The following is a 22,951-nucleotide window of genomic DNA, read 5'->3' as shown; positions in this document are numbered from 1 at the left end:
TTCGCCTTATTCCTCTTCCGTAACAGTCGGTTGAACGACTTGTTCTAACGCCGATGTTGCGTTCGGGATGTTGTCGTCATCTTCATCTTTCATTTCGACTTCTTCATCATCCGCTGACATCATCTTGACTTCCATACCGAGCGCTTGAAGCTCTTTGATCAAGACGCGGAATGATTCAGGAACGCCCGCTTTCGGAACGCTCTCGCCTTTCACGATGGCCTCATATGCTTTCACACGACCAACCGTGTCATCCGACTTGATTGTCAAGATTTCTTGGAGCGTGTAGGCTGCGCCGTACGCTTCAAGAGCCCAAACTTCCATCTCCCCGAAGCGCTGACCACCGAACTGTGCTTTACCACCGAGCGGTTGTTGCGTAACGAGTGAGTATGGTCCAGTCGAACGAGCGTGAAGTTTATCATCAACCATGTGCGCGAGTTTGATCATGTACATGACACCGACAGAGACACGGTTATCGAACGGTTCACCCGTACGACCGTCATAGAGACGCGTTTTCGCATCTTTATCCATACCAGCCTCTTCAATCGTTGCCCATACGTCTTCCTCACGCGCTCCATCGAATACAGGTGTCGCCACTTTGATGCCGAGCTTCTTCGCCGCCATCCCTAAGTGAAGTTCAAGAACCTGACCGATGTTCATACGAGATGGTACCCCAAGCGGGTTGAGCATGATGTCAACCGGTGTACCGTCTGGCATGTATGGCATATCTTCTTCAGGGAGGATCCGCGAGATAACACCTTTGTTACCGTGACGTCCCGCCATCTTATCCCCTTCGTGAATCTTACGTTTTTGAACGATATAGACACGTACCATCTGGTTGACGCCTGGAGACAACTCGTCGCCGTTTTCACGGTCGAACACTTTGACATCCAAGATAATTCCGTCTCCACCGTTTGGTACACGAAGTGACGTATCACGTACTTCACGTGCCTTCTCACCGAAGATTGCGTGCAAGAGACGCTCTTCCGCCGTCAATTCCGTAACTCCCTTAGGCGTTACTTTACCGACGAGGATATCGCCATCCTTGACTTCAGCTCCGATGCGGATAATTCCACGATCGTCCAAGTTACGAAGCGCGTCATCCCCGACGTTTGGAATATCACGTGTGATTTCCTCTGGTCCGAGTTTCGTATCACGTGATTCTGACTCGTACTCTTCGATATGAATCGATGTGTACACGTCATCTTTCACGAGACGCTCACTCATGATGATCGCATCCTCATAGTTGTAACCATCCCAAGTCATGAAGGCAACGACGACGTTACGGCCGAGCGCGAGCTCACCCATATCCATCGACGGACCGTCTGCGAGGATTTCTCCTTTTTCGACACGATCGCCAGCTGCAATGATTGGTTTTTGGTTGTAGCATGTCCCTTGGTTAGAACGGACATATTTTTGAAGTTTGTAGCGATCCAAGTCACCTGAAACCTCAGAACCGTTGACGTCAGACGTACGGCGGATCAAGATTTCACGCGCTGTGACACGCTCAACAACACCTGGGTATTTCGCAACGATTGCTGCCCCAGAGTCTTTCGCAGACACGTACTCCATTCCAGTACCGACGATCGGTGAATCTGGTTGGAGAAGTGGTACTGCTTGACGTTGCATGTTCGCTCCCATGAGGGCACGGTTCGAGTCATCGTTCTCAAGGAACGGGATACATGCTGTCGCAGCAGAAACAACCTGTTTCGGCGAAACGTCCATGTAATCGACTCGGCTTGGCTCAACTGACAAGTTTTGTCCGCGGAAACGGCAAAGAACTTGTTCGTCTGCAAAGTGACCGTCTTCTGTGAGCGGCATGTTCGCCTGTGCGACGACGTAGAGGTCTTCCTCATCAGCCGTCATATATTGGATATCGCCAGTGACAAGACCTGTTTCCGGGTCGACGCGACGATACGGTGCTTCGATGAAACCGTACTCGTTCACTTTCGCATAAGACGAGAGTGAGTTGATGAGTCCGATGTTCGGTCCCTCTGGTGTTTCGATTGGACACATCCGACCGTAGTGCGAATAGTGAACGTCTCGAACTTCGAAACCAGCACGCTCACGTGTCAAACCACCCGGTCCAAGTGCAGAGAGACGACGTTTGTGCGTCAACTCAGCGAGCGGGTTCGTCTGGTCCATGAACTGTGACAATTGCGAGCTACCGAAGAACTCTTTCAATGATGCGATAACCGGGCGAATGTTGATAAGCGCCTGCGGTGTGATCGCGTTTTGATCTTGAATCGACATACGTTCTTTTACGACACGTTCCATACGAGAAAGCCCGATACGGAATTGGTTTTGGAGAAGTTCTCCGACTGAACGAAGACGACGGTTTCCTAAGTGGTCGATGTCATCTGTTGTTCCGACTTCGTGAAGTAAGTTGAAGAAGTAGTTGATTGAAGCGATAATATCAGCCGGCGTAATATGCTTGATACTACGGTCGATATTGCCATTTCCGATGATGTTCAAGACACGCTCTCCATCTGGGTCATCTGGTGAGATGACTTTGATTGATTGAAGACCGAACGGTTCACCTTCAGCGACACCACCAGTTGGTTCCGCATCGACATAACCGAGGCCGCTCTCCAAGTGTGGGAGGATACGATCTAAGTTACGGCGGTCGAGGACTGTTCCAGCTTCAGCGAGTACTTCGCCTGTTTCTGGGTCCACGAGCGTTTCCGCCAATTTTTGACCGAACAAACGGTTCTTAAGATGAAGCTTTTTGTTCATCTTGTAGCGACCGACGTTCGCTAAGTCATAACGTTTCGGGTCGAAGAAACGTGACACGAGAAGTGATTTCGCATTTTCTACCGTTGGTGGTTCACCAGGGCGGAGACGCTCATAAATCTCGATCAACGCTTTCTCTGTAGACTCTGTATTATCTTTTTCAAGGGTGTTACGAAGGTATTCGTCATCCCCGAGAAGGTCGATAATCTCTTGGTCCGTACCGAATCCGAGGGCACGCAACAACACCGTTACCGGGATTTTACGGGTACGGTCGATACGAACATAAACGATATCTTTGGCATCTGTCTCGAGTTCGAGCCAAGCACCACGGTTCGGGATGACGGTTGCGCCAAATCCACGTTTACCGTTTTTATCGAGTTTAGCGTTATAGTACACGCTCGGTGAACGGACAAGCTGGGAAACGATGACGCGTTCTGCACCATTAATGATAAACGTTCCCGATTCTGTCATGAGTGGGAAATCCCCCATGAACACTTCTTGTTCCTTAAGCTCACCTGTCTCTTTGTTTTGGAGACGTACTTTTACGCGAAGTGGCGCAGAATAAGTAACGTCGCGCTCCTTCGATTCATCGATTGAATACTTCGGCTCACTGAGCGAGTAATCGATGAACTCCAATACGAGGTTTCCTGTGAAGTCGGAAATCGGTGAAATGTCCGTAAACATTTCCTTCAATCCTTCACGCAAGAACCACTCATAAGAAGCAGTTTGAATTTCAATCAAATTCGGAAGCTCTAATACCTCACTGATACGGGCAAAGCTTCTTCTCTGACGGTGACGACCGTACTGAACAAGTTGACCAGTCAACTGATTCACCTCTCAGACCCCCAATTCTTTAGCGAATTTTTCGGGCGTAGTAATCGAACATTGTCATTGAATGTCGCTCGTTTTCCGTCTCTAAAAAGCAGCAGACACGGCAGTTTCAAGCGAATTCCATTCCAATGGCATTTTATAATGTTAGCATATACGTTATGGCGAGTCAACAAGACTTCACCGTTTGTCAAGACCGAATTGCTCGGAAAATAAAGTAACCTTTTTCTTTCGCAATCGTTTCGACTTGACCAAACACCTCTTCTAATAATTTCTTAGCAGAAGGCGCTCCTTGTTTTTTCTGAATGACGACATAGATTGCTCCTCCATCGACCAAATGCGCATGTGCTTCACGCAAGATCGTATGGACGACTTGTTTCCCCGCACGAATCGGCGGATTGGTGACAATGGCGGCAAACCGTTCTCCCCCCACCGCGTCATACGCGTGAGAAAGTCGTGTTTCGACCGTCACTCCATTACGGGCGGCGTTTTGCTCAGAGAGCGCCAGCGCACGCTCATTCACATCGATGAGCAAGGCTTCACGCCCAGAGGCATCGGCAAGCGAGATCCCCATCGGACCATAGCCACAGCCTACATCTAAAATACGTCCTGAGACATCAGGCACTTCAAACGACTCAATTAAAAGACGCGACCCAAAATCGACTGATCCTTTCGAGAACACACCGCGGTCCGAAGTGAAATGATACTGTTTCCCTCGCAACTCGTACGTCCATGTCTCCGGGGCACTTTCCGAACGTGGATCGTTCGTATAGTAATGATCTCCCATGCGTTGAACCTCCTAACCCTTTCTTCAAGGAAATAAAAGAAGCTCGCCATGGCGAGCTTCTATAGGTTGTGAAGTTGAATTACTTAACTTCAACAGATGCGCCAGCTTCTTCAAGCTTAGCTTTGATTGACTCAGCGTCTTCTTTAGAAACGCCTTCTTTGACTGGAGCTGGAGTTCCGTCAACGAGTGCTTTTGCTTCTTTAAGGCCGAGACCTGTGATTTCACGAACAGCTTTGATGACGTTGATTTTACCAGCGCCAGCGTTTGTGAGTACTACGTCGAATTCAGTTTTCTCTTCAGCTGCTGCGCCTGCGCCAGCACCTGCAACTGCTACTGGAGCTGCTGCTGATACGCCGAATTCTTCTTCGATTGTTTTTACGAGTTCGTTAAGTTCGAGAACCGTCATTGATTTGAGGTCTTCGATGAATTGCTCTTTGTTGAAAGCCATTATGGTTTTCCTCCTTTGATGTTGTGAAAAAGTTTTTTAAGTTACGCTACGCGACAAAAATTAAGCTGATTGCTCTTCTTTTTGTTCTGCGATTGCGTTTGTTGCGACTGCGAGCCCACGGATTGGAGCTTGAAGTACGCTGAGAAGCATCGAGAGAAGACCATCGCGTGATGGAAGTTCTGCAAGGGCTTTGATTTCTTCGAGTGAAGTCACTTTGCCTTCGATGATTCCGCCTTTAAGTTCGAGCGCTTTGTGCTCTTTCGAGAAGTCGTTCAAGATCTTCGCTGGAGCAACAACGTCTTCGTTAGAGAAGGCGATTGCTGTAGGACCAGTGAAGACTTCGTCAAGACCTTCGAAGTTCGACTGAGTAGCTGCGCGGCGAAGAAGACCGTTCTTGTAAACTTTGAACTCGATTCCAGCGTCACGGAGTGATTTACGGAGTGTAGTCACTTCTTCAACTGTAAGTCCACGGTAGTCAACAACAACTGTTCCAACGCTCGCTTGCATTTTCTCAGCGATTTCATCGACGAGTGCCGATTTCTGAGCTACGATTTTTTCGTTTGCCATGTGTTTGCACCTCCTAGTCAATTCTTATACCGGACGAGAGGCTGCTCTCCAAAAGAAATCCCTCGTATGAAGACATACGAGGGCGTAATTGTTTGAAAGTAAACCTGTGACAACAGGCTCAAGTTCGAGCAAAGACACCTCGGAAGGGTTTACGGACCGATGTCCACCTTCTGTCTACGGTAATCCAACATATTCGGTTGAACGTGTATTACTTTAACAGCGGCGTCACACGTTGTCAACAATTTATTTCAACAAGATTACTTAAGGAAATCCGCAGTCGCTACACGGATCCCAGGACCCATTGTAGATGAAAGCGCGATGTTTTTAAGGTAAGTTCCTTTTGCAGTAGCAGGCTTCACTTTCATGAGTGTTTCGAGGATTGTCTCGATGTTCTCAGTAAGTTTAGATGCTTCAAATGATTTCTTACCAACTGGAACGTGGATGTTACCAGCTTTATCAACACGGTATTCAACTTTACCAGCTTTGATATCCGCGATTGCTTTTTCTACGTCAAAAGTAACTGTTCCTGTTTTCGGGTTAGGCATGAGGCCTTTAGGTCCGAGAACACGACCGAGTTTACCAACTTCACCCATCATGTCAGGTGTCGCAACGATTACATCGAAGTCGAACCATCCTTGTTGGATTTTGTTGATGTACTCAGCGTCGCCAACGTAGTCTGCACCAGCAGCTTCCGCTTCTTTCACTTTCTCACCTTTTGCGAAGACGAGAACTTTTTGTGTTTTACCAGTACCGTGTGGAAGTACAACGGCACCACGGATTTGTTGGTCTGCTTTCTTCGGATTTACGCCGAGACGGACAGCAACTTCGATTGTTTCATCGAATTTAGCAGTAGCTGTTTTTTGAACGAGTTCGACAGCTTCAGCGAGGTCGTATGACTTCGTGCGGTCAACAAGCTTAGCTGCTTCTTGGTGTTTTTTACCCATGATCTTTTCCTCCTTGTGGTTAGCGGAATTTCCTCCCACATAATGAAGGGATTGAAGGTGAGCAGTATTCACCGACAACCCCAGAGACTAACAATTAGTCTTCGATTACAATACCCATACTACGTGCAGTACCTTCAACCATAAGCATCGCTGTTTCTACAGATGATGCGTTAAGGTCAGGCATTTTAAGTTCAGCGATTTCGCGAACTTTGTCACGCTTAACCGTTGCTACTTTCTTACGGTTTGGTTCACCAGAACCACTCTCGATACCAGCAGCTTTCTTCAAGAGAACTGCAGCTGGTGGAGTTTTCGTAATAAATGTAAACGAACGATCTTCGTATACCGTGATGACTACAGGAATAATCAATCCGGCTTGGTCTTGTGTACGAGCGTTGAACTCTTTACAGAATCCCATGATGTTAACACCTGCTTGACCAAGTGCTGGACCTACTGGTGGTGCTGGGTTAGCTTTACCAGCTGGGATTTGAAGTTTAACGAGTTTAGAAACTTTTTTCGCCACGAGACACACCTCCTTAAGTCTAAAATGTGGTTTCTTGGACGTTGTGCGCCCTCCCACTCAATCTATTAGGTCGAGTTTGTACCGAAATATAGCACAACATCAAACATTTTCGATTGTACCATCCGTTTCACGGATTAGCAAGTGGGTTTAGTTAATTTTCTGAACTTGTTCGAAATCAAGCTCAATTTTTGTTTCGCGACCGAACATGTCGACCACGACTTTGAGCTTCTCTTTGTCGGCTTCAATCTCGTCGATTGTCCCCTCAAAGTTCTCGAACGCGCCTTCTTTCACGCGGACAAGGTCACCGAGCTCGTAGTTGTAACGATCTTTCTTCTCGATGAGTCCCATTTGTGACAAGACGTTTGTCACTTCGTCCGGTTGGAGCGGGATCGGTTTTGCCCCGCCGCCCGTTGAACCGAGGAAGCCGGTGACGTTAGGCGTGTTGCGGACAACATACCATGAATCGTCAGTCATGACCATCTCTACGAACACATAGCCCGGGAAACTTTTGACTTCACGCTCTTTAATTTTCTTTTCGCCACTCTTTAATGTGACTTCTTCTTGCGTCGTTTCAGTCGGGACGAGGACGCGGAAAATTTTATCTTCCATGTTCATCGAACCGATTCGACGTTCTAGGTTTTCTTTGACGTTATTCTCAAAACCTGAGTACGTCTGGACAACAAACCATTGTTTCTCCACGGCTTTCACCTCTTCCTTAGTTAATCAATAAATTGACGAGATAGCTGACTCCAGTATCTACGCCGAACACGAACAGGCCAATCACGACAACAGTCGCGATGACGGTAACGGTATATTTCGTGAGTTCTTTACGAGTTGGCCAACTCGTTTTTTTCAACTCTTTCCATACGTCGCGCAAAAAGTTCATGGTAGCTTCCTCCTACATTGAATGCCAATCTACGTTACTTTGATTCTCGATGCATCGTATGCGCGTTACAGCGGCGACAAAACTTTTTCATTTCAAGCCGTGTCGACACACCGTCTTTTTTTGTCGTCGAATACTCCCGAGACCCGCATTCTGAGCAAGCGAGACTTACTTTCTTTGCCATTCATAAGCGCCCCTTTCGACTACTCCCTCTTAAAAAAGAGCGAAAAAAAAACGCCTCCTGTAAATGGCGTCTACGGACAAGGCGCTGCTTTTAAAGTATCACATAGGAGGCACGCGGTCAATCATCGGTTAGCTCGTGAGCATCCGGACGTCAACATGACGTTCGAATTTCTTCTTCACACGCTGTAACGCATTATCAATCGATTTAACATGACGGTCGAGGTCGTCTGAAATCTCTTGATAAGAACGTCCGTCTAAATAAAGACGCAACACTTTCCGCTCGAGATCACTTAAAATCTCATCCATCTTCGCTTCCATAAACGTCTGTTCTTCTTGTGTCACGATGAGTTCTTGTGGATCCGTCGGATGTGGTGGCAAGATGACATCGAGTAACGTCCGGTCGGACTCCTCGTCGAAAATCGGTTTATCGAGTGACACATATGAGTTGAGCGGAATATGCTTTTGACGTGTCGCCGTCTTGATTGCCGTGATCATCTGGCGTGTGATGCACATTTCGGCAAAACTTTTGAACGAGGCGAGTCGCTCGTCTTTATAGTCCCGCACCCCTTTATAGAGACCGATCATGCCTTCTTGGACGATGTCCTCATGATCTGCACCAATCAAGAAATAAGATCGTGCTTTCGCGCGTACAAAATACCGGTATCGTTCAATCAAAAACTCGAGCGCGTCGCTATCCCCTTCGTTGCGCGCCAATAAGACCAACTCTTCGTCTGACATTTTTTCAAACTGTTCGTACGGCCATCCGTTCATGCTCGTTACCCCCCGGCGATTGATCCTGAACTATGTAAGGTTGTGTCCCATTATAGGACTCCCTACTCCTATGCGTCAAACAAATTTCTAAAAATTCCGTCAATTAAATACTGTGTAACTCATATATGTAATAGTATACAACATTCCTCTGCAAAAAAATGTCAAAATCGAAACAAAGACGAGTCCATTTCATGAACTCGTCCGTGATTTCAATCACCTTTTGATTTACGACGTCGCATTTCTTCAAATCGTTCTTGAATATGCGGAGGAATATCAATCGTTTTTCGATTCGATTGTTCCTTCTCTAACGAGAGGCGTTGTTGCTCAATCAGTGTTTTCGCATGCTTCCAATCTTTTAATAACTCGGTCGCGGGGACACGTAAGGCACCTTGGCCGAAAATGACCCACTGCTCGGTGAAATCGTTCGTCGCGACGAATAGTGTGACGAGTCGGTTATCCACCAGTTCGTGCGCTCGCCGCTCAATCCACTCGTCTGCCGTCTCGTTCTCTTTCGTATAGACGACATCGACACGACTTCGTTTTTCTTTCGATTCACGACCGTAACGCATATGGGCATCAAAGACGACGGTGACTTCTTTTCCAGATACGGCCTGATATTCCGCCATCGCTTCAATTAACAAATTGCGCGCTTGATCAAAATCCATATCGCGCAAACTTCTCAAATGTGGCCACGCCCCGATGATGTTATATCCGTCGACAAGAAGGAGCTCGCGTTTTTGGATACTCATGCTAACGGGTTACGTGAGCGATGCACTTCATACAGAAGGAGTGCCGCTGCAACAGATGCATTGAGTGACGTGACATGACCAACCATTGGTAAATGAACGAGGAAGTCGCATGATTCACGCACGAGACGGCTCATTCCTTTTCCTTCACTTCCGATGACCACGACAAGTGGCATATTCCCATCTAATCGACGATAGTCCTGACTCTCTTTCGCATCGGTCCCGACGACCCATAGTCCTTTTTCTTTCAATTCTTCAAGTGTCCGCGTCAAATTCGTCACGCGCGCAACCGGGATATGCTCAATCGCCCCAGTCGAAGCTTTGGCGACCGTTTGAGTTAAACCAACCGAGCGGCGTTTCGGGATGATGATTCCATGTGCGCCGACAGCATCCGCGGTCCGTAAAATGGAACCGAGGTTATGTGGGTCCTCGAGTTCATCTAGTAAAATAAAGAGCGGTGTCTCTTCTTTTGAAGCGGCGAGCGCGAACATGTCCTCGATGGTTTTATATTCATAGGCCGCGACGGCTGCCACGACACCCTGATGATGTTCACTGCCGGCCATCTTCTCAAGCTTTGTTTTCGGTACGAATGACACTTGAACGGATGCTTCATTCGCCATCGCAATGATTTGAGCGAGCGGGCCTTTTTGTTGCCCTTCCATGATAAATACTTTGTTCATGTCGCGACCGCTTCGAAGTGCTTCGAGTACAGGGTTTCGCCCGTAAAGGAAATCAATCCCTTCCTCCATCACGTCTACTTCCTTATAGTCCGGTCGTTCCGACTTTTGATGGCGCGAACGCTCTGAACGTTCCCCACGTGGGCGGTCAAACGTTCGTTTTTCCGCACCTCGTTTTCCGTCATGTCGTTTCGGTCGACTCGGCTTCGAGTCGTTCGAACGCTTGTTTGATGAGTTCTTCAAGACGATCCCTTCTTTCTGTTAAGTAGATATAGCCAATCAATGCCTCGAATGCTGTGGAATAACGATACGTATGGACGTCGACCCGCTTCGGAATCGAGCCTGATTTTGCATTTTTGCCACGTCTGACGACGGCTTGTTCTTCTTCCGTCAACACATCCGTCTCTAGCCAATAGGTCACGACGCTCGCTTGCGCCCGCGCATTCACATAACGGACGGCACCCCGATGCAAATCGTTCGGGCGCGTCAATCCTTGCTCGAGCAGTCTTTCTCGTACGGCCAATTCATATACCACGTCACCCATATAGGCGAGTGCGAGGGCATTCATTTGTTTCGGTTGCATCATAACCGCTTCCACCGAACCCCTTGGGCCGTGTCTTCGAGTTGGATGTTTTGTTCTTTTAGTAAATCACGAATCTCGTCAGCCCGGGCAAAGTTACGTGCTGCGCGTGCGTCGTTTCGTTCTTGAATCAATTGATCGATTTCAGCATCAAGCAGTTCTTTCTCTTCAGCGAGCGTCAATCCGAGCACACCTGTCAATTCGTCGAATAACGAGAGAACTTGTTCGAGTGTCGCTTTTGCCACATGGTCCGCCTTGGCGTAAATGTTCGCTTCTCGTGCCAAGTCAAAGAGGACAGTCATCGCATTGGCCGTATTGATATCGTCATCCATCGATTCGATGAACGACGTCTTGATTGCTTCAAGTTTCCGCTCCATCGACTCGCTCGGTTCACCAAGTCCAGCCGTTACCGATAAACGATATTCGATGTTTTGATACGCTTCTTTGATTCGACTCCAACCGTTTGCCGCTTGTTCAATCAATTCACGGCTATAGTTGATCGGATGACGATAATGGACGGACAACATGAAGAAACGAAGAACCATTGGATCTACTTCTTTCAGCGCTTCGTGGACGAGAAGGAAGTTTCCAAGCGATTTGGACATTTTCTCATTTTCAATGTTGATGAATCCGTTATGCAGCCAGTAGTTGGCGAACTTCGCATGGTTGCAAGCTTCTGACTGGGCAATCTCATTCTCGTGGTGTGGGAATTTTAAATCGTGACCTCCCGCATGGATGTCGATCGTTGCCCCGAGATGCTTTTTCGCCATCGCCGAGCATTCGATATGCCAACCTGGTCGCCCTTGGCCCCACGGACTATCCCAAGAAGGTTCGTCCGGTTTAGCGGCCTTCCATAGAACGAAGTCGAGCGGGTCTTCTTTCTTTTCGCCGACATCGACACGCGAGCCTGCCCGTAAATCTTCGATCGATTGTTGACTTAACTTCCCGTACGTCTCAAACTTCTTCGTCCGGAAATAAACGTCGCCTTCTGATTCATAAGCGAACCCTTCCGTCTCTAGCTGACGGATGAACTCGATGATCTCTTCCATCGTATCGGTAACACGCGGGTGAACGTCTGCCGGTTGCACGTTCAATGCTCCCGTATCGGCTAAATAAGCCTCAATATAACGATTCGTCAACGTTTCAGTGTCTTCCCCAAGTTCGTTCGCGGTACGAATGATCTTGTCGTCTACGTCCGTGAAGTTTAGGACGTATTTCACCTCATACCCACGATATGTCAAATAACGACGAACCGTATCGAAGGCGATGGCCGGACGGGCATTCCCGACATGGATGTAGTTGTAGACGGTCGGTCCGCACACATACATGGATACTTTCCCCGGAACAATCGGGACAAACGGTTCTTTTTTATTCGTGAGACTGTTGTACAGCTGAATCATGCGTTTTCTCCTCCATCCGCTTTTCAAGCGTCGCTAATTTTTGTTGTAGTTCATCCACTGCCGCTTCTAAACGTTCTTGACACTCGCGGTCCGGATCTGGGAAACGATGATCGAGGTCATGTTGCTTCACACGCTTCCCGTTTCGAATGACGACACGTCCTGGAATCCCGACAACGGTCGAATCAGACGGTACATCGTTCAAGACGACAGAGCTCGCTCCGATTTTGACGCAATCGCCAACCGTAATGTTTCCGAGCACTTTCGCTCCTGCTGAGATGAGTACGTCACTCCCAATCGTCGGGTGACGCTTCCCTTTTTCTTTCCCCGTTCCACCAAGTGTGACGCCTTGATAAATGGTTACATCGTTTCCGATAATCGCCGTCTCTCCGATGACGACACCGAAACCATGATCGATGAATACACGGTCGCCGAGAACTGCTCCCGGATGAATTTCAATCCCGGTCAACCAACGACTGAACTGGGCCAATAGCTTGGCCACCAGCTTCACGTTACGTTTCCATAATCCGTGCGCGATGCGATGTGCCCATATGGCGTGTAGTCCCGGATACGTCAGTGCCACCTCAACTTTCGAGCGGGCGGCAGGGTCTAGTTCCAGGACAGTTCGCAAGTCTTCGCGTACACTGCTCCAAAATCCCATAATTGATATCTCCTTTTCGTATACAAAAACAAAGACGCCCCTGTGCCAAGGCACAGAGACGCCGTAAGCGCGGTTCCACTCTGTTTGGGAAAAAGTGTTCCCCTCTCAAGTCTCGTTAACGCCGAGTCACGGCCTCGACTACATATCGCCGAGACGGCTCCGAGGTGCACTTCTTCGGGGGACACATCTAGAACTCCCAGCCTAGGTTCTAGTCTCTGCAAAGTGTCATACCGCTTACTTTCCTCATCGATGCCTTTATGCCAATAAAGTTGTCAGACGTTTCAAGACACGCTCTTTTCCGATTAACGAAATCGCGTTCGGGAGCTCTGGTCCATGTGTTTGTCCTGTCGTCGCGACACGGATTGGCATGAACAAGTTCTTCCCTTTTTGACCAGTCGCTTTTTGCGTCGCTTTCGTTGCCGCTTTAATCGCTTCTGGTGTGAAGTCTTCGATTCCTTCGAGTTGTTGTTTGAACTCTGCAAGGACAGCGGGAACCGTTTCCCCTGAAAGGACAGCGTTCGCTTCCTCGTCATACTCGATTTCATCTTTGAAGAACAAGTCTGTCAACGCGACAATCTCCGCCCCGTGCGTCATTTGTTCTTTATACAATGCGATCAAGTTTGTAGCCCAATCTGCCTCCTCGACAGATACCGCCTCGGGTAATCGTCCTGCTTCTTGTAAGAATGGTAAACTGAGTGCCACTACTTCGTCAAGCGTGGCCTTCTTCATGTATACACTGTTGATCCAAGAAAGTTTTTGTTGGTCAAATACAGCCGGACTCTTCGACAAACGGTTCGCATCAAACATTTCAATAAACTCTTCTTTCGAGAAGATTTCTTCTTCTCCGACTGGTGACCAGCCAAGAAGAGAAATGAAGTTGAAGAGCGCTGCTGGCAAGTAACCGAGATCCGCATATTGTTCAATGAACTGGATGATTGATTCATCACGTTTTGACAATTTCTTATGTTGATCGTTATAGATGAGCGTCATGTGACCGAACTCAGGATATTCCCATCCGAGTGCGTCATATACCATCATCTGTTTTGGTGTGTTTGCGATGTGGTCGTCTCCACGCAAGACGTGGCTGATCTTCATCAAGTGGTCGTCGACAACAACAGCGAAGTTGTAAGTCGGAATCCCATCTTGTTTCACGATGACCCAATCACCAAAGTCTTTCGACTCGAATGAAACATCACCTTTGACGACATCCGTCCATTTATACGTCACGCCTTCAGGCACGCGAATTCGAATTGACGGCTTGCGGCCCTCTGCTTCAAACGCTTCACGTTCTTCGACAGTCAGGTTGCGGTGCGCACCAGAATAACGCGGTGCTTCGCCGCGCGCGATTTGTGCTTCACGCTCTGCTTCGAGCTCCTCTGATGTCATATAGCATTTATAAGCAAGACCTTTGCTCATCAATTCGTTGACGTATTTCTCATAAAGTGAAAGACGTTCCATTTGATAATATGGGCCGTAGTCTCCATCACGACCTGGACCTTCATCCCAATCGATTCCGAGCCACTCCAAATACTTCATTTGACTCTCGACACCGTTTAATACATTTCGTTTCTGGTCAGTATCTTCAATTCGAAGAATCAATTTCCCGCCTGCATGACGAGCAAATAAGTAGTTAAACAACGCAGTCCGCGCATTTCCGATGTGGAGATGCCCCGTCGGACTAGGCGCATAGCGTACACGCACTTCACTCATAATAGTTCCACCTTTCTTCTCTTCTGCCCAAATAGTATACCATTTCTGTCAAGCCCGGTTGAGTAAGATGACCGCTTGCGCCGCGATTCCTTCTTCACGTCCTGTGAAGCCGAGCTTCTCCGTCGTCGTCGCCTTCACGTTCACCTGTTCGATGTCCGCTTCGAGTAGGTCGGCAATGACCGCTCGCATCTCATCAATATAAGGACGTAGTTTTGGACGTTGTGCCATGACGGTCGCGTCCACATTTCCGAGGACATATCCCTCATCCTTCACAAGTTGCCATACGTGGCGAAGCAATTCTTTCGAATCCGCATCTTTAAATTCCGGGTCCGTATCAGGGAAATGCTTCCCGATGTCACCTGCCGCAATCGCTCCAAGCGCTGCATCGGCAATCGTATGGAGTAACACATCCGCATCGGAATGACCGAGTAGACCACGTTCATGTGGAATCTCAATTCCTCCTAAAATTAATGGACGTCCTTCCGCAAATGCGTGTACATCAAATCCTTGACCAATTCTCATTGTAAGTCCTCCCTCGCTAAAATCGCTTCACCAAACAGTAAATCCTCTGGCGTCGTCATCTTAATATTATGATAGTCTCCAAGAACGACTTGTACCGTCTCACCAAGCCATTCGAATAAGCTCGCATCGTCCGTTCCCATCATCTGTTGTTCGACCGCTCGTTCATGTGCCGTTAAGATTGCCTTGGCCTGAAAAGCTTGCGGCGTTTGCGCCAACCATAGATTTTCACGAGGAACTGTTCGTTCGATTTGATGACGTTCGACTTGTTTGACTGTGTCTTTGACCGGTACCGCTAAAATGGCGCCACCTTGTAACGCCGCTTCTGCCACTTGATGCAGCTGTTCACGTTTTACAAACGGACGGGCACCGTCATGAATCATCACAATCGTGTCTGGTGCAACCACCTTGAGCCCCTCATGGACACTCTGTTGTCGTTCTTCCCCACCTGTTACATATGTAATCGGTGTTTCGACTTGTGCCGTGATCGCTTCAAACCAGTCACGTTCCTCTGGACGAATCGCCAAAACAATCCGTTCACACCACGGATCGGTATCGAACGCTTGTAACGTCCACGCGATAATCGGTTTGTCACGGAGCGACAACATGAGTTTGTTCGCATCCGCTCCCATTCGTTTCCCTCTTCCCGCAGCCGGGATCACAACTGTATAAGATACTATGTCAAACACCTCTCTTCGTGAAAAAAGAGAGCGCTCACGCGTCTCTTTTTTGTTCGTTATTCAGGACGAGCAAAAATCATTCGGCCTGCAGATGTCTGCAGCACGCTCGTCACGACGACAGGAAGCGTCTTCGAGATCAACTTACGTCCACCTTCCACGACGACCATCGTCCCGTCTTCGAGATAGGCAACACCTTGATTTTGTTCTTTCCCTTCTTTAATGACAGTGACGACCATCTCTTCGCCAGGGATGACGATTTGTTTGACGGCATTCGCTAAGTCATTGATGTTCAAAACTGGAACATTTCGCACTTCACAGACTTTGTTTAAGTTGTAGTCGTTCGTGACGACAATCCCATTTTTCAACTCTGCCAATTTGATTAATTTGATATCGACTTCTGGTACATCTTCAAAGTCCCCATCGTAAATTTCAACTTGGATTCGTTTGTTCTCTTGAAGCTCTTTTAAAATATCGAGCCCACGGCGACCACGGTTTCGTTTCAACGTATCCGATGAATCCGCGATATATTGAAGTTCTCCGATGACGAACTGCGGAACGATCAATGTACCTTCCACAAATCCAGTCGTGGCGATATCTGCGATTCGACCGTCAATAATGACGCTCGTATCTAAGATTTTATCATTCGAACGTTGCACCGGTTCAGCCGCAGGTTTCTCCCGCTCACTCTTTACAAATAGTTTGATCCATTCGTTACGCTTCCGATATCCGACCGCGAAACCGAAGTAACCAAACAGCGCCGTGACAAAGATCGGAACGATCTTACTCAGTAAGAAAATGTTCGTTACTTCAAGCGAGACACTGATCAAAAAGGCGATCAAGAGCCCGATAATGAGGCCAATCGAACCGAATAAAATATCCCCTACCGGTAAACGGACGAGCCGTTCTTCGACAAAACGAATAAATGCAACAACACCATCGGTTAAGAATAAACTAAGAATGAAGAAGATAAGTCCACCAATCAAACTTGCTACGTATGGAATCGTTAACCACTCCGGCACATTCATGCCGAGGTCTCCTAATAATAACGTCGCTTCGATAATTCCGAACCAACCTACGACGAGACCAATCAAAATAAATCCGATTCGTACAGCAATCTTCACTCATTCCACCTCCTTCTATATGAAATAAAATTTCAAAAATAACACTTTCATTGTAACATGCTTTTTTCAATCACGTTCGTTACAAAGCGTTAAAAACTGCCATTGGCGACCCGTTAAAACGGAATCGCCAACTGCAGTGCTTCGTCCACCGTTCCGACGCCGACTACTTCAATCCCTGCCGGAGCGGTCCATCCACCCATGTTGTTTTTCGGAATGATGGCACGTGTGAATCCTAGTTTTGCGGCTTCAGCGACACGTTGTTCAATCCGTGATACGCGTCGCACTTCTCCAGTCAATCCGACTTCACCGATACAAACATCCGTCGGACGGGTTGGACGATCACGGAAACTCGAGGCAATCGAGACACAAATCGCAAGGTCGATCGCAGGCTCATCTAGTTTGACGCCACCCGCCGCTTTCAAGTAGGCGTCTTGTGTCTGAAGCAATAAGCCAGAGCGTTTCTCAAGGACGGCCATCAGAAGCGCGACCCGGTTTTGGTCGATTCCCGTCGCCATACGTCTCGGGTTACCGAATGATGTTGGCGAGATGAGCGCTTGTAGTTCGACGAGCACTGTCCTTGTCCCTTCCATCGAAGCGACGACCGTCGAACCGGAAACACCGGCAGTTCGTTCTTCTAAAAAGATTTCGGACGGGTTGAGGACTTCTTCTAGCCCACTCTCTTTCATCTCGAAGATCCCGATTTCGTTCGTTGAACCGAAACGGTTTTTCACCGCGCGTAAAATACGGAACGTATGATGGCGCTCCCCTTCAAAGTAAAGTACCGCATCGACCATATGCTCGAGTAAACGTGGACCCGCAATCGATCCTTGTTTCGTTACGTGACCGACGATGAACACAGCAATCCCTCGTGTTTTTGCAATCTTCATGAGCGCTGCTGTACATTCTCGTACTTGTGACACACTTCCTGGCGCCGATTGAATTTCATCCATATATACCGTCTGAATCGAGTCGATGATGACAAACCCGGGTTGTTCTTCATCAATGACGCGTTCGATCATCAACATGTCTGTCTCAGCTAGCACAAACAAGTCTTCGGTCGGTAAGCCGAGACGTTCCGCTCGCAGTTTCGTCTGTTTGAGTGATTCTTCACCTGAGATATAGAGCACCTTTTTACCACTATGGGCTAGATGTGCACTGACCTGTAAAAGAATTGTCGACTTCCCGATTCCCGGGTCCCCGCCGACTAAGACGAGTGAACCCGGAACAATCCCACCACCGAGCACACGGTCAAATTCACGACTATTCGTGTGCACGCGTGTCTCTTCTTGTGAGACGACGTTTGCGAGTCGTTCTGGCTTTAATTGTCGAGATGAACTATGCACAAACGCTGCGCCGCGCTTGGCCTTCTTCTCTTCGACAAACTCCTCAACGAGCGTATTCCATTCATTACAACCTGGACAACGCCCCATCCATTTGGCTGATTCATATCCACACGATTGGCAGACGTATTTCGTTTTAATTTTGGCCATAAGTTTCCTTCCTGTCTAAAAAAAGCTCCCTCATAAACAACGAGGGAGCTGAATGATTTACTGAACCACACCTTCGTTACGAACGACAAACTCTCCATCTTGTACATCGAGCGCAACTTTACTACCTTTAGCGATTGTGCCGCCAAGCATTGCTTCTGAGAGGCGATCTTCCACTTCTCGTTGAAGGGCACGACGGAGAGGGCGAGCCCCGTATTCCGGATCGTAGCCGACTTCGGCAATCTTGTCGAGCGCCGCATCCGTCAAGCTGAAATCAACACCTTGTTCGGCAAGACGTTTCTTAAGTGTCTCTGCCATAAGTTTGATGATTTCTTGAATGTGCTCTTTTTGAAGTGAATGGAAGACCGTGATTTCGTCAATTCGGTTCAAGAACTCAGGTCGGAACGCCTTTTTCAATTCCTCGAGTACTTTATCCTTCATTTCCGTATACTCCCGCTTCACATCATCTTCGACTGTGAATCCAACATATTTATTACGTTGAAGCGCTGCGGCTCCGACGTTTGACGTCATGATGATGACCGTGTTTCGGAAGTCGACCGTGCGACCTTTTGAATCCGTCAAGCGACCGTCGTCAAGCACTTGAAGTAAGATGTTGAACACTTCAGGGTGCGCTTTTTCAATTTCATCGAGAAGGATGACCGAGTATGGTTTCCGGCGTACTTTCTCTGTCAATTGACCGCCTTCTTCGTAACCAACATAACCAGGAGGCGAACCAACGAGACGGCTCGTCGCATGTTTTTCCATGTACTCTGACATGTCGATTCGAATAATCGCATCCTCATCCCCAAACATCGCTTCGGCAACTGCGCGAGCGAGTTCGGTTTTCCCGACTCCGGTAGGTCCAAGGAAGATGAATGAACCGATTGGACGTTTTGGATCTTTCAAGCCAGCACGAGCCCGACGAATGGCGCGGGAAATTGATTTCACCGCATCGTCTTGACCGATGACACGGTTGTGAAGAATTGATTCGAGTTTGAGGAGACGGTCTGTCTCTTCTTCGGCAATCTTCGTGACCGGCACACCTGTCCAGTTTGCGACAACTTGAGCGATATCTTCTTTCGTCACTTCAAGTTTTTCGTTTCCTTGCTTGTTCTGCCATTCTGCTTTTAACTCTTCTAACTCATCGCGTAACTTTTGTTCTGTATCACGGAGAGAAGCCGCTTTTTCAAACTCTTGGCTTTGAACAGCAGAGTCTTTTTCTTTACGAATCGATTCAAGGCGTGACTCCAACTCTTTCAAGTTCGGTGGTGCCGTGAACGAACGAAGTCGTACTTTTGATGCCGCCTCATCGACGAGGTCAATCGCTTTGTCCGGTAAGAAACGATCTGAAATGTAACGGTCAGACAGAACGACCGCCTCGTGAATCGCTGTGTCCGTAATCGTTACGCGGTGATGCGCTTCATAACGATCGCGCAAACCGAGTAGGATTTGCTCAGCTTCTTCTGTTGTCGGTTCATTTACTTGAATCGGTTGGAAGCGTCGTTCAAGCGCTGCATCTTTTTCGATGTACTTCCGGTATTCATCAAGTGTAGTCGCCCCGATACATTGAAGTTCGCCACGAGCCAATGACGGCTTGAGGATGTTCGACGCATCAATCGCACCTTCTGCACCACCCGCACCAATCAATGTGTGCAACTCGTCAATGAAGAGAATGACGTTTCCTGCCTGACGAATTTCGTCCATTACTTTTTTCAATCGATCTTCGAACTCACCACGATATTTCGTACCTGCTACGAGTGTACCCATGTCGAGTACCATCACTCGTTTATTGCGAAGTGTTTCAGGTACTTCGTTGTTAATGATTTGTTGAGCGAGACCTTCGACTACTGCCGTTTTCCCGACACCTGGCTCTCCAATAAGAACCGGGTTGTTTTTCGTACGACGAGATAAGACTTCAATGACACGTTGAATCTCACCTGCGCGGCCGATGACCGGGTCTAAACGTGACTCACGTGCTTGTTGCGTCAAGTCGCGTGCCAATCCATCAAGTGTTGGGGTTGCAGCGCTCGCGCCTGGTTGCGAAGCATTTGAAGAAGACTCCGTGTTACCGAGAAGCTGTAATACTTGTTGACGCGCTTTCGTCAAACTGATTCCAAGGTTATTGAGGACACGTGCTGCGACACCTTCGCCTTCACGAATCAATCCAAGAAGGATGTGCTCCGTTCCAACATATGAATGTCCTAGTTTTCGTGCCTCATCCATCGAGAGTTCAATGACCTTTTTCGCACGTGGTGTGTAGTGAATCGTCGATCCATTCTCAGAACCGCGTCCAATCAATGATTCTACTTCTTGTTGAATTTTTTCAGAAGTCAATCCGAGAGCGAAGAGCGCTTTTGCCGCAATCCCTTCTCCTTCACGAACCAATCCTAATAAAATATGTTCTGTACCAATATTATGATGGCCAAGACGTACTGCTTCCTCTTGTGCTAAAGCTAATACGCGCTGTGCTCGTTCTGTAAATCGTCCAAACATCATTGACAAAACCTCCTTGTAGTTGGATCAAACTAAGCCTTGATCTAACGTTCGACGAACGAGGGTCGCTCGTTCTCGATCCCGTTCTTGCGTAGATAATGTTTTCCCGAAATGTTTTTGTAGAAAACCTGATTGTAGCCGAACAATGAGTTCATGGAACTTTGGTGGACTCCAATCAGACAAAATCCCTAGGTCACTCGCTAAATGTAAATCAGATAATCGTTCGACGGCTTCAGTAGAAGATAGTAATTTAGCATATCGCAAAATACCATATGATCGATAAAATCGATCTTCCAACTCTTCCTGTCGATTCGCAACGAGTTCTTCGCGCGCATGACGCTCTGCTTGAATCACTTGTTCTGTCACTTCCATAAAGTCAGCCAGTAACTGTGACTCGTGACTCCCTAATGTCCGTTGATTCGACAGTTGGAACAAGCGACCCGCCGCATCACTACCTTCACCATAACGACCTCGAATCGTATAGCCAAGTTTTCGAAGTTCTCGCAAGATTGGACTGATTCGTCCCGTTAAGGTGAGTCCCGGCAAGTGTAACATGACCGAGGCACGAAGTCCTGTTCCGATATTGCTTGGACATGTCGTCAAATAACCTAACTGTTCATCAAACGCATACGATAGGGATTCTGCACATAATGCGTCAACTTGTTTCGCTAATTCAAACGCCTCTTTCACTTGATATCCTGGAAGTAGCGTTTGAATGCGTAAATGGTCTTCCTCATTAATCAATACACTAATTGTTTCATCTTCACTTAAGAAGACCGCACTCTCTTCATTGGTTGCAACGGCTGGGCTAATGAGGTGTTTCTCCATCAACGCCTGTCGTGTCACTTCATCATAATCACGCATATGAAGATATTCGAATCCTTTCAACCCACGTAGACGCCCTTCTAGACGATCACAAAGCTGACGTTCTCCTTCTTTAGAAAGTACGGGAGAGAATACCGTGTCTTTGACATTACGTGCCAGTCGAATTCTTGTAGAAACAACCAAATCATCGAGCTTGGCACGTTCTTTCATTTTTGGACCAAGTGGATGTGTTAGGAAAGTTTCCATCAGACATCTCCCTGCCCTTCTAATTGCTTCATTTCTTTTTGAATGCGTGCTGCCCGTTCATAATCTTCTTGTTCGACAGCGCGGTTCAACTCCCCTGCCAACTTTTCGAGCCGTTCTTCAATTCGTTCATGTGGCGTGCGTAACTGGTCAGGGATTGAACCGATATGATGATCGTGTCCTTGTTGATATTGACGAGTGATTTTAATCAATTCATCCCGAAATACGGTATAACATGTAGCGCATCCTGCTTTTCGTACGCGCAATAGGTCTTGGCGTGTCATCTGACAAGTCGGGCATCGCTTCACGACTGGTACATATCCTGTCATCAGTTCTACCGTACATTGTCGACATAATCGTTTTTTTACGGGTACATCTTGTTCCATCACAACGACTTCATTGACAGCAGGTCGTTGTTTACAACGTTCGCATAACATACGACTTATCCCCCATTACGATAACGAAGTACTTTCATCAGTGCCAGCAATTGTTGACGTCGAATAAAAGAGCGATCATCAACTTGTAAGTTTAATGCTTCATCTGATAAGAGATGGTAAATCAATTGCGCTTCTTGTTCGTGCATCATTTGTTCTTCCACTAATCGCACGAGCACATTTTCAACGAGCTGTTCATTCAGACGTGGATGCTCATGAATGACATCCATCAAACTAGAGAGCACATCCTGTTTTTCATGTAAGATGACGCGTCGGATTCGAATATATCCACCCCCACCTCGTTTACTTTCTACTAAATATCCTTTTTCGACGGTAAAACGTGTGTTGATGACATAATTGATTTGGGATGGGACACATTCGAATCGTTGCGCGATATCTTGGCGTTTAATCTCGATTGCATTTGCCTGACTTTCCTTCAATACTTGCTTCAAATACTGTTCGATAACATCCGAAATATTTCTCATCTCCACCACCCTCTGACCATCTTTGACTTTTGACTATATTTTATCATTGATTTAAAAAAAGGCAAACGAAAAGCGATGCTCTCATAGAGAGCACCGCCAATCAATAAAAAAACGACCGAGCGTATGCTCGGTCGTCCTCTCTGTTGTTGCCTGGCAACGTCCTATCCTCACAGGGGGAGATCCCCCAACTACTTTCGGCGCTGAGACGCTTAACTTCCGTGTTCGGCATGGG

General features: G+C 47.6%; 24 protein-coding genes, 1 rRNA gene and 2 other annotated features. All 25 genes read right to left on the bottom strand.

Going from position 1 to position 22,951, the window contains the following annotated elements; genetic code table 11:
* Positions 1–6: 6 nt before the first annotated feature.
* The gene (rpoB, locus tag KNP04_RS14450) at positions 7–3,555 is read right to left on the bottom strand and encodes a DNA-directed RNA polymerase subunit beta (protein ID WP_214697140.1); all 3,549 of its coding nucleotides are present in this window, start codon (positions 3,553–3,555) and stop codon (positions 7–9) included.
* A gap of 193 nt (positions 3,556–3,748) precedes the next feature.
* On the bottom strand, positions 3,749–4,345 hold the full coding sequence (locus KNP04_RS14445; protein WP_074032423.1) for a class I SAM-dependent methyltransferase: 597 nt from the start codon (positions 4,343–4,345) through the stop codon (positions 3,749–3,751).
* 79 nt (positions 4,346–4,424) lie between these two features.
* Entirely contained in the window at positions 4,425–4,793 is a 369-nt protein-coding gene (gene rplL / locus KNP04_RS14440; RefSeq protein WP_074032420.1) for a 50S ribosomal protein L7/L12, read from the bottom strand.
* 60 nt (positions 4,794–4,853) lie between these two features.
* Positions 4,854–5,360 carry a 50S ribosomal protein L10 gene (rplJ, locus tag KNP04_RS14435; RefSeq protein ID WP_214697119.1) on the bottom strand — a complete coding sequence of 169 codons (507 nt, stop codon included), beginning with the start codon at positions 5,358–5,360 and terminating at the stop codon, positions 4,854–4,856.
* A 44-nt stretch (positions 5,361–5,404) separates the two neighbouring features.
* Positions 5,405–5,558, bottom strand: a sequence feature (ribosomal protein L10 leader region).
* Between the two features lie 59 nt (positions 5,559–5,617).
* Complete coding sequence (rplA, locus tag KNP04_RS14430; RefSeq protein ID WP_214876975.1) at positions 5,618–6,304, bottom strand: 50S ribosomal protein L1; 687 nt, start codon at positions 6,302–6,304, stop codon at positions 5,618–5,620.
* Between the two features lie 94 nt (positions 6,305–6,398).
* Entirely contained in the window at positions 6,399–6,824 is a 426-nt protein-coding gene (gene rplK, locus KNP04_RS14425) for a 50S ribosomal protein L11 (RefSeq protein WP_012727690.1), read from the bottom strand.
* A 147-nt stretch (positions 6,825–6,971) separates the two neighbouring features.
* Positions 6,972–7,523, bottom strand: coding sequence for a transcription termination/antitermination protein NusG (nusG, locus tag KNP04_RS14420; protein ID WP_012727691.1), 552 nt, complete (start codon positions 7,521–7,523; stop codon positions 6,972–6,974).
* Positions 7,524–7,539: 16 nt separating this feature from the next.
* Positions 7,540–7,710 carry a preprotein translocase subunit SecE gene (gene secE / locus KNP04_RS14415; RefSeq protein WP_074032412.1) on the bottom strand — a complete coding sequence of 57 codons (171 nt, stop codon included), beginning with the start codon at positions 7,708–7,710 and terminating at the stop codon, positions 7,540–7,542.
* 34 nt (positions 7,711–7,744) lie between these two features.
* Positions 7,745–7,891, bottom strand: a complete 147-nt coding sequence (gene rpmG, locus KNP04_RS14410; protein WP_026824819.1) for a 50S ribosomal protein L33 — start codon at positions 7,889–7,891, stop codon at positions 7,745–7,747.
* 128 nt (positions 7,892–8,019) lie between these two features.
* Complete coding sequence (gene sigH, locus KNP04_RS14405) at positions 8,020–8,661, bottom strand: RNA polymerase sporulation sigma factor SigH (protein ID WP_031421852.1); 642 nt, start codon at positions 8,659–8,661, stop codon at positions 8,020–8,022.
* 209 nt (positions 8,662–8,870) lie between these two features.
* On the bottom strand, positions 8,871–9,410 hold the full coding sequence (locus KNP04_RS14400; RefSeq protein ID WP_214761567.1) for an NYN domain-containing protein: 540 nt from the start codon (positions 9,408–9,410) through the stop codon (positions 8,871–8,873).
* The gene (rlmB, locus tag KNP04_RS14395) at positions 9,407–10,156 is read right to left on the bottom strand and encodes a 23S rRNA (guanosine(2251)-2'-O)-methyltransferase RlmB (RefSeq protein WP_074032495.1); all 750 of its coding nucleotides are present in this window, start codon (positions 10,154–10,156) and stop codon (positions 9,407–9,409) included. Before rlmB ends, KNP04_RS14400 begins: the two co-directional genes overlap by 4 nt.
* 109 nt (positions 10,157–10,265) lie before the next feature.
* A complete protein-coding gene (locus tag KNP04_RS14390; protein ID WP_074032405.1) occupies positions 10,266–10,670 on the bottom strand; it encodes a Mini-ribonuclease 3 in 405 nt (134 codons plus the stop codon).
* Positions 10,667–12,064, bottom strand: coding sequence for a cysteine--tRNA ligase (gene cysS / locus KNP04_RS14385; RefSeq protein ID WP_214876973.1), 1,398 nt, complete (start codon positions 12,062–12,064; stop codon positions 10,667–10,669). Before cysS ends, KNP04_RS14390 begins: the two co-directional genes overlap by 4 nt.
* On the bottom strand, positions 12,033–12,722 hold the full coding sequence (gene cysE / locus KNP04_RS14380; RefSeq protein WP_012727699.1) for a serine O-acetyltransferase: 690 nt from the start codon (positions 12,720–12,722) through the stop codon (positions 12,033–12,035). The genes cysS and cysE overlap by 32 nt, the downstream gene beginning before the upstream one ends.
* 51 nt (positions 12,723–12,773) lie before the next feature.
* Positions 12,774–12,981 (bottom strand) — a binding site (T-box leader).
* Positions 12,978–14,435: a glutamate--tRNA ligase gene (gene gltX / locus KNP04_RS14375; protein ID WP_214786184.1), complete on the bottom strand. Its 1,458-nt coding sequence runs from the start codon at positions 14,433–14,435 to the stop codon at positions 12,978–12,980. (Overlaps the previous feature by 4 nt.)
* 45 nt (positions 14,436–14,480) lie before the next feature.
* Positions 14,481–14,954, bottom strand: a complete 474-nt coding sequence (gene ispF, locus KNP04_RS14370) for a 2-C-methyl-D-erythritol 2,4-cyclodiphosphate synthase (protein ID WP_074032390.1) — start codon at positions 14,952–14,954, stop codon at positions 14,481–14,483.
* Positions 14,951–15,631: a 2-C-methyl-D-erythritol 4-phosphate cytidylyltransferase gene (gene ispD / locus KNP04_RS14365; RefSeq protein ID WP_214876989.1), complete on the bottom strand. Its 681-nt coding sequence runs from the start codon at positions 15,629–15,631 to the stop codon at positions 14,951–14,953. The genes ispF and ispD overlap by 4 nt, the downstream gene beginning before the upstream one ends.
* A 56-nt stretch (positions 15,632–15,687) precedes the next feature.
* Entirely contained in the window at positions 15,688–16,752 is a 1,065-nt protein-coding gene (locus tag KNP04_RS14360) for a PIN/TRAM domain-containing protein (RefSeq protein WP_074032388.1), read from the bottom strand.
* Between the two features lie 113 nt (positions 16,753–16,865).
* Positions 16,866–18,242: a DNA repair protein RadA gene (radA, locus tag KNP04_RS14355; RefSeq protein WP_074032385.1), complete on the bottom strand. Its 1,377-nt coding sequence runs from the start codon at positions 18,240–18,242 to the stop codon at positions 16,866–16,868.
* Between the two features lie 57 nt (positions 18,243–18,299).
* Positions 18,300–20,735 carry an ATP-dependent Clp protease ATP-binding subunit gene (clpC, locus tag KNP04_RS14350; RefSeq protein WP_214697112.1) on the bottom strand — a complete coding sequence of 812 codons (2,436 nt, stop codon included), beginning with the start codon at positions 20,733–20,735 and terminating at the stop codon, positions 18,300–18,302.
* 24 nt (positions 20,736–20,759) lie between these two features.
* Positions 20,760–21,803 carry a protein arginine kinase gene (locus KNP04_RS14345; protein WP_214876971.1) on the bottom strand — a complete coding sequence of 348 codons (1,044 nt, stop codon included), beginning with the start codon at positions 21,801–21,803 and terminating at the stop codon, positions 20,760–20,762.
* Positions 21,803–22,237, bottom strand: a complete 435-nt coding sequence (locus KNP04_RS14340) for a UvrB/UvrC motif-containing protein (protein WP_214697108.1) — start codon at positions 22,235–22,237, stop codon at positions 21,803–21,805. Before KNP04_RS14340 ends, KNP04_RS14345 begins: the two co-directional genes overlap by 1 nt.
* A 5-nt stretch (positions 22,238–22,242) precedes the next feature.
* On the bottom strand, positions 22,243–22,719 hold the full coding sequence (locus KNP04_RS14335) for a CtsR family transcriptional regulator (protein WP_214697106.1): 477 nt from the start codon (positions 22,717–22,719) through the stop codon (positions 22,243–22,245).
* Positions 22,720–22,867: 148 nt separating this feature from the next.
* Positions 22,868–22,951, bottom strand: a 5S ribosomal RNA gene (gene rrf / locus KNP04_RS15550); the annotation flags it as partial.

This window comes from Exiguobacterium sp. CH10, from assembly GCF_018617635.1.
Classification (GTDB): domain Bacteria; phylum Bacillota; class Bacilli; order Exiguobacteriales; family Exiguobacteriaceae; genus Exiguobacterium; species Exiguobacterium aestuarii_A.
The sequence above is the reverse complement of the archived record's forward strand: the minus strand, read 5'-3'. Positions and strand labels throughout refer to the sequence as shown.

What these genes read in the sequence shown, in the direction of transcription:
- ispF (WP_074032390.1), bottom strand. Translation starts at nt 14,954, where the DNA reads ATGAGAATTGGTCAAGGATTTGATGTACACGCATTTGCGGAAGGACGT.
- clpC (WP_214697112.1), bottom strand. Translation starts at nt 20,735, where the DNA reads ATGATGTTTGGACGATTTACAGAACGAGCACAGCGCGTATTAGCTTTA.
- rplA (WP_214876975.1), bottom strand. Translation starts at nt 6,304, where the DNA reads ATGGGTAAAAAACACCAAGAAGCAGCTAAGCTTGTTGACCGCACGAAG.
- sigH (WP_031421852.1), bottom strand. Translation starts at nt 8,661, where the DNA reads ATGAACGGATGGCCGTACGAACAGTTTGAAAAAATGTCAGACGAAGAG.
- KNP04_RS14400 (WP_214761567.1), bottom strand. Translation starts at nt 9,410, where the DNA reads ATGAGTATCCAAAAACGCGAGCTCCTTCTTGTCGACGGATATAACATC.
- KNP04_RS14335 (WP_214697106.1), bottom strand. Translation starts at nt 22,719, where the DNA reads ATGAGAAATATTTCGGATGTTATCGAACAGTATTTGAAGCAAGTATTG.
- radA (WP_074032385.1), bottom strand. Translation starts at nt 18,242, where the DNA reads ATGGCCAAAATTAAAACGAAATACGTCTGCCAATCGTGTGGATATGAA.
- KNP04_RS14445 (WP_074032423.1), bottom strand. Translation starts at nt 4,345, where the DNA reads ATGGGAGATCATTACTATACGAACGATCCACGTTCGGAAAGTGCCCCG.
- rpmG (WP_026824819.1), bottom strand. Translation starts at nt 7,891, where the DNA reads ATGGCAAAGAAAGTAAGTCTCGCTTGCTCAGAATGCGGGTCTCGGGAG.
- secE (WP_074032412.1), bottom strand. Translation starts at nt 7,710, where the DNA reads ATGAACTTTTTGCGCGACGTATGGAAAGAGTTGAAAAAAACGAGTTGG.
- KNP04_RS14345 (WP_214876971.1), bottom strand. Translation starts at nt 21,803, where the DNA reads ATGGAAACTTTCCTAACACATCCACTTGGTCCAAAAATGAAAGAACGT.
- cysE (WP_012727699.1), bottom strand. Translation starts at nt 12,722, where the DNA reads ATGGGATTTTGGAGCAGTGTACGCGAAGACTTGCGAACTGTCCTGGAA.
- KNP04_RS14340 (WP_214697108.1), bottom strand. Translation starts at nt 22,237, where the DNA reads ATGTTATGCGAACGTTGTAAACAACGACCTGCTGTCAATGAAGTCGTT.
- cysS (WP_214876973.1), bottom strand. Translation starts at nt 12,064, where the DNA reads ATGATTCAGCTGTACAACAGTCTCACGAATAAAAAAGAACCGTTTGTC.
- rplL (WP_074032420.1), bottom strand. Translation starts at nt 4,793, where the DNA reads ATGGCTTTCAACAAAGAGCAATTCATCGAAGACCTCAAATCAATGACG.
- rplJ (WP_214697119.1), bottom strand. Translation starts at nt 5,360, where the DNA reads ATGGCAAACGAAAAAATCGTAGCTCAGAAATCGGCACTCGTCGATGAA.
- KNP04_RS14390 (WP_074032405.1), bottom strand. Translation starts at nt 10,670, where the DNA reads ATGATGCAACCGAAACAAATGAATGCCCTCGCACTCGCCTATATGGGT.
- rlmB (WP_074032495.1), bottom strand. Translation starts at nt 10,156, where the DNA reads ATGGAGGAAGGGATTGATTTCCTTTACGGGCGAAACCCTGTACTCGAA.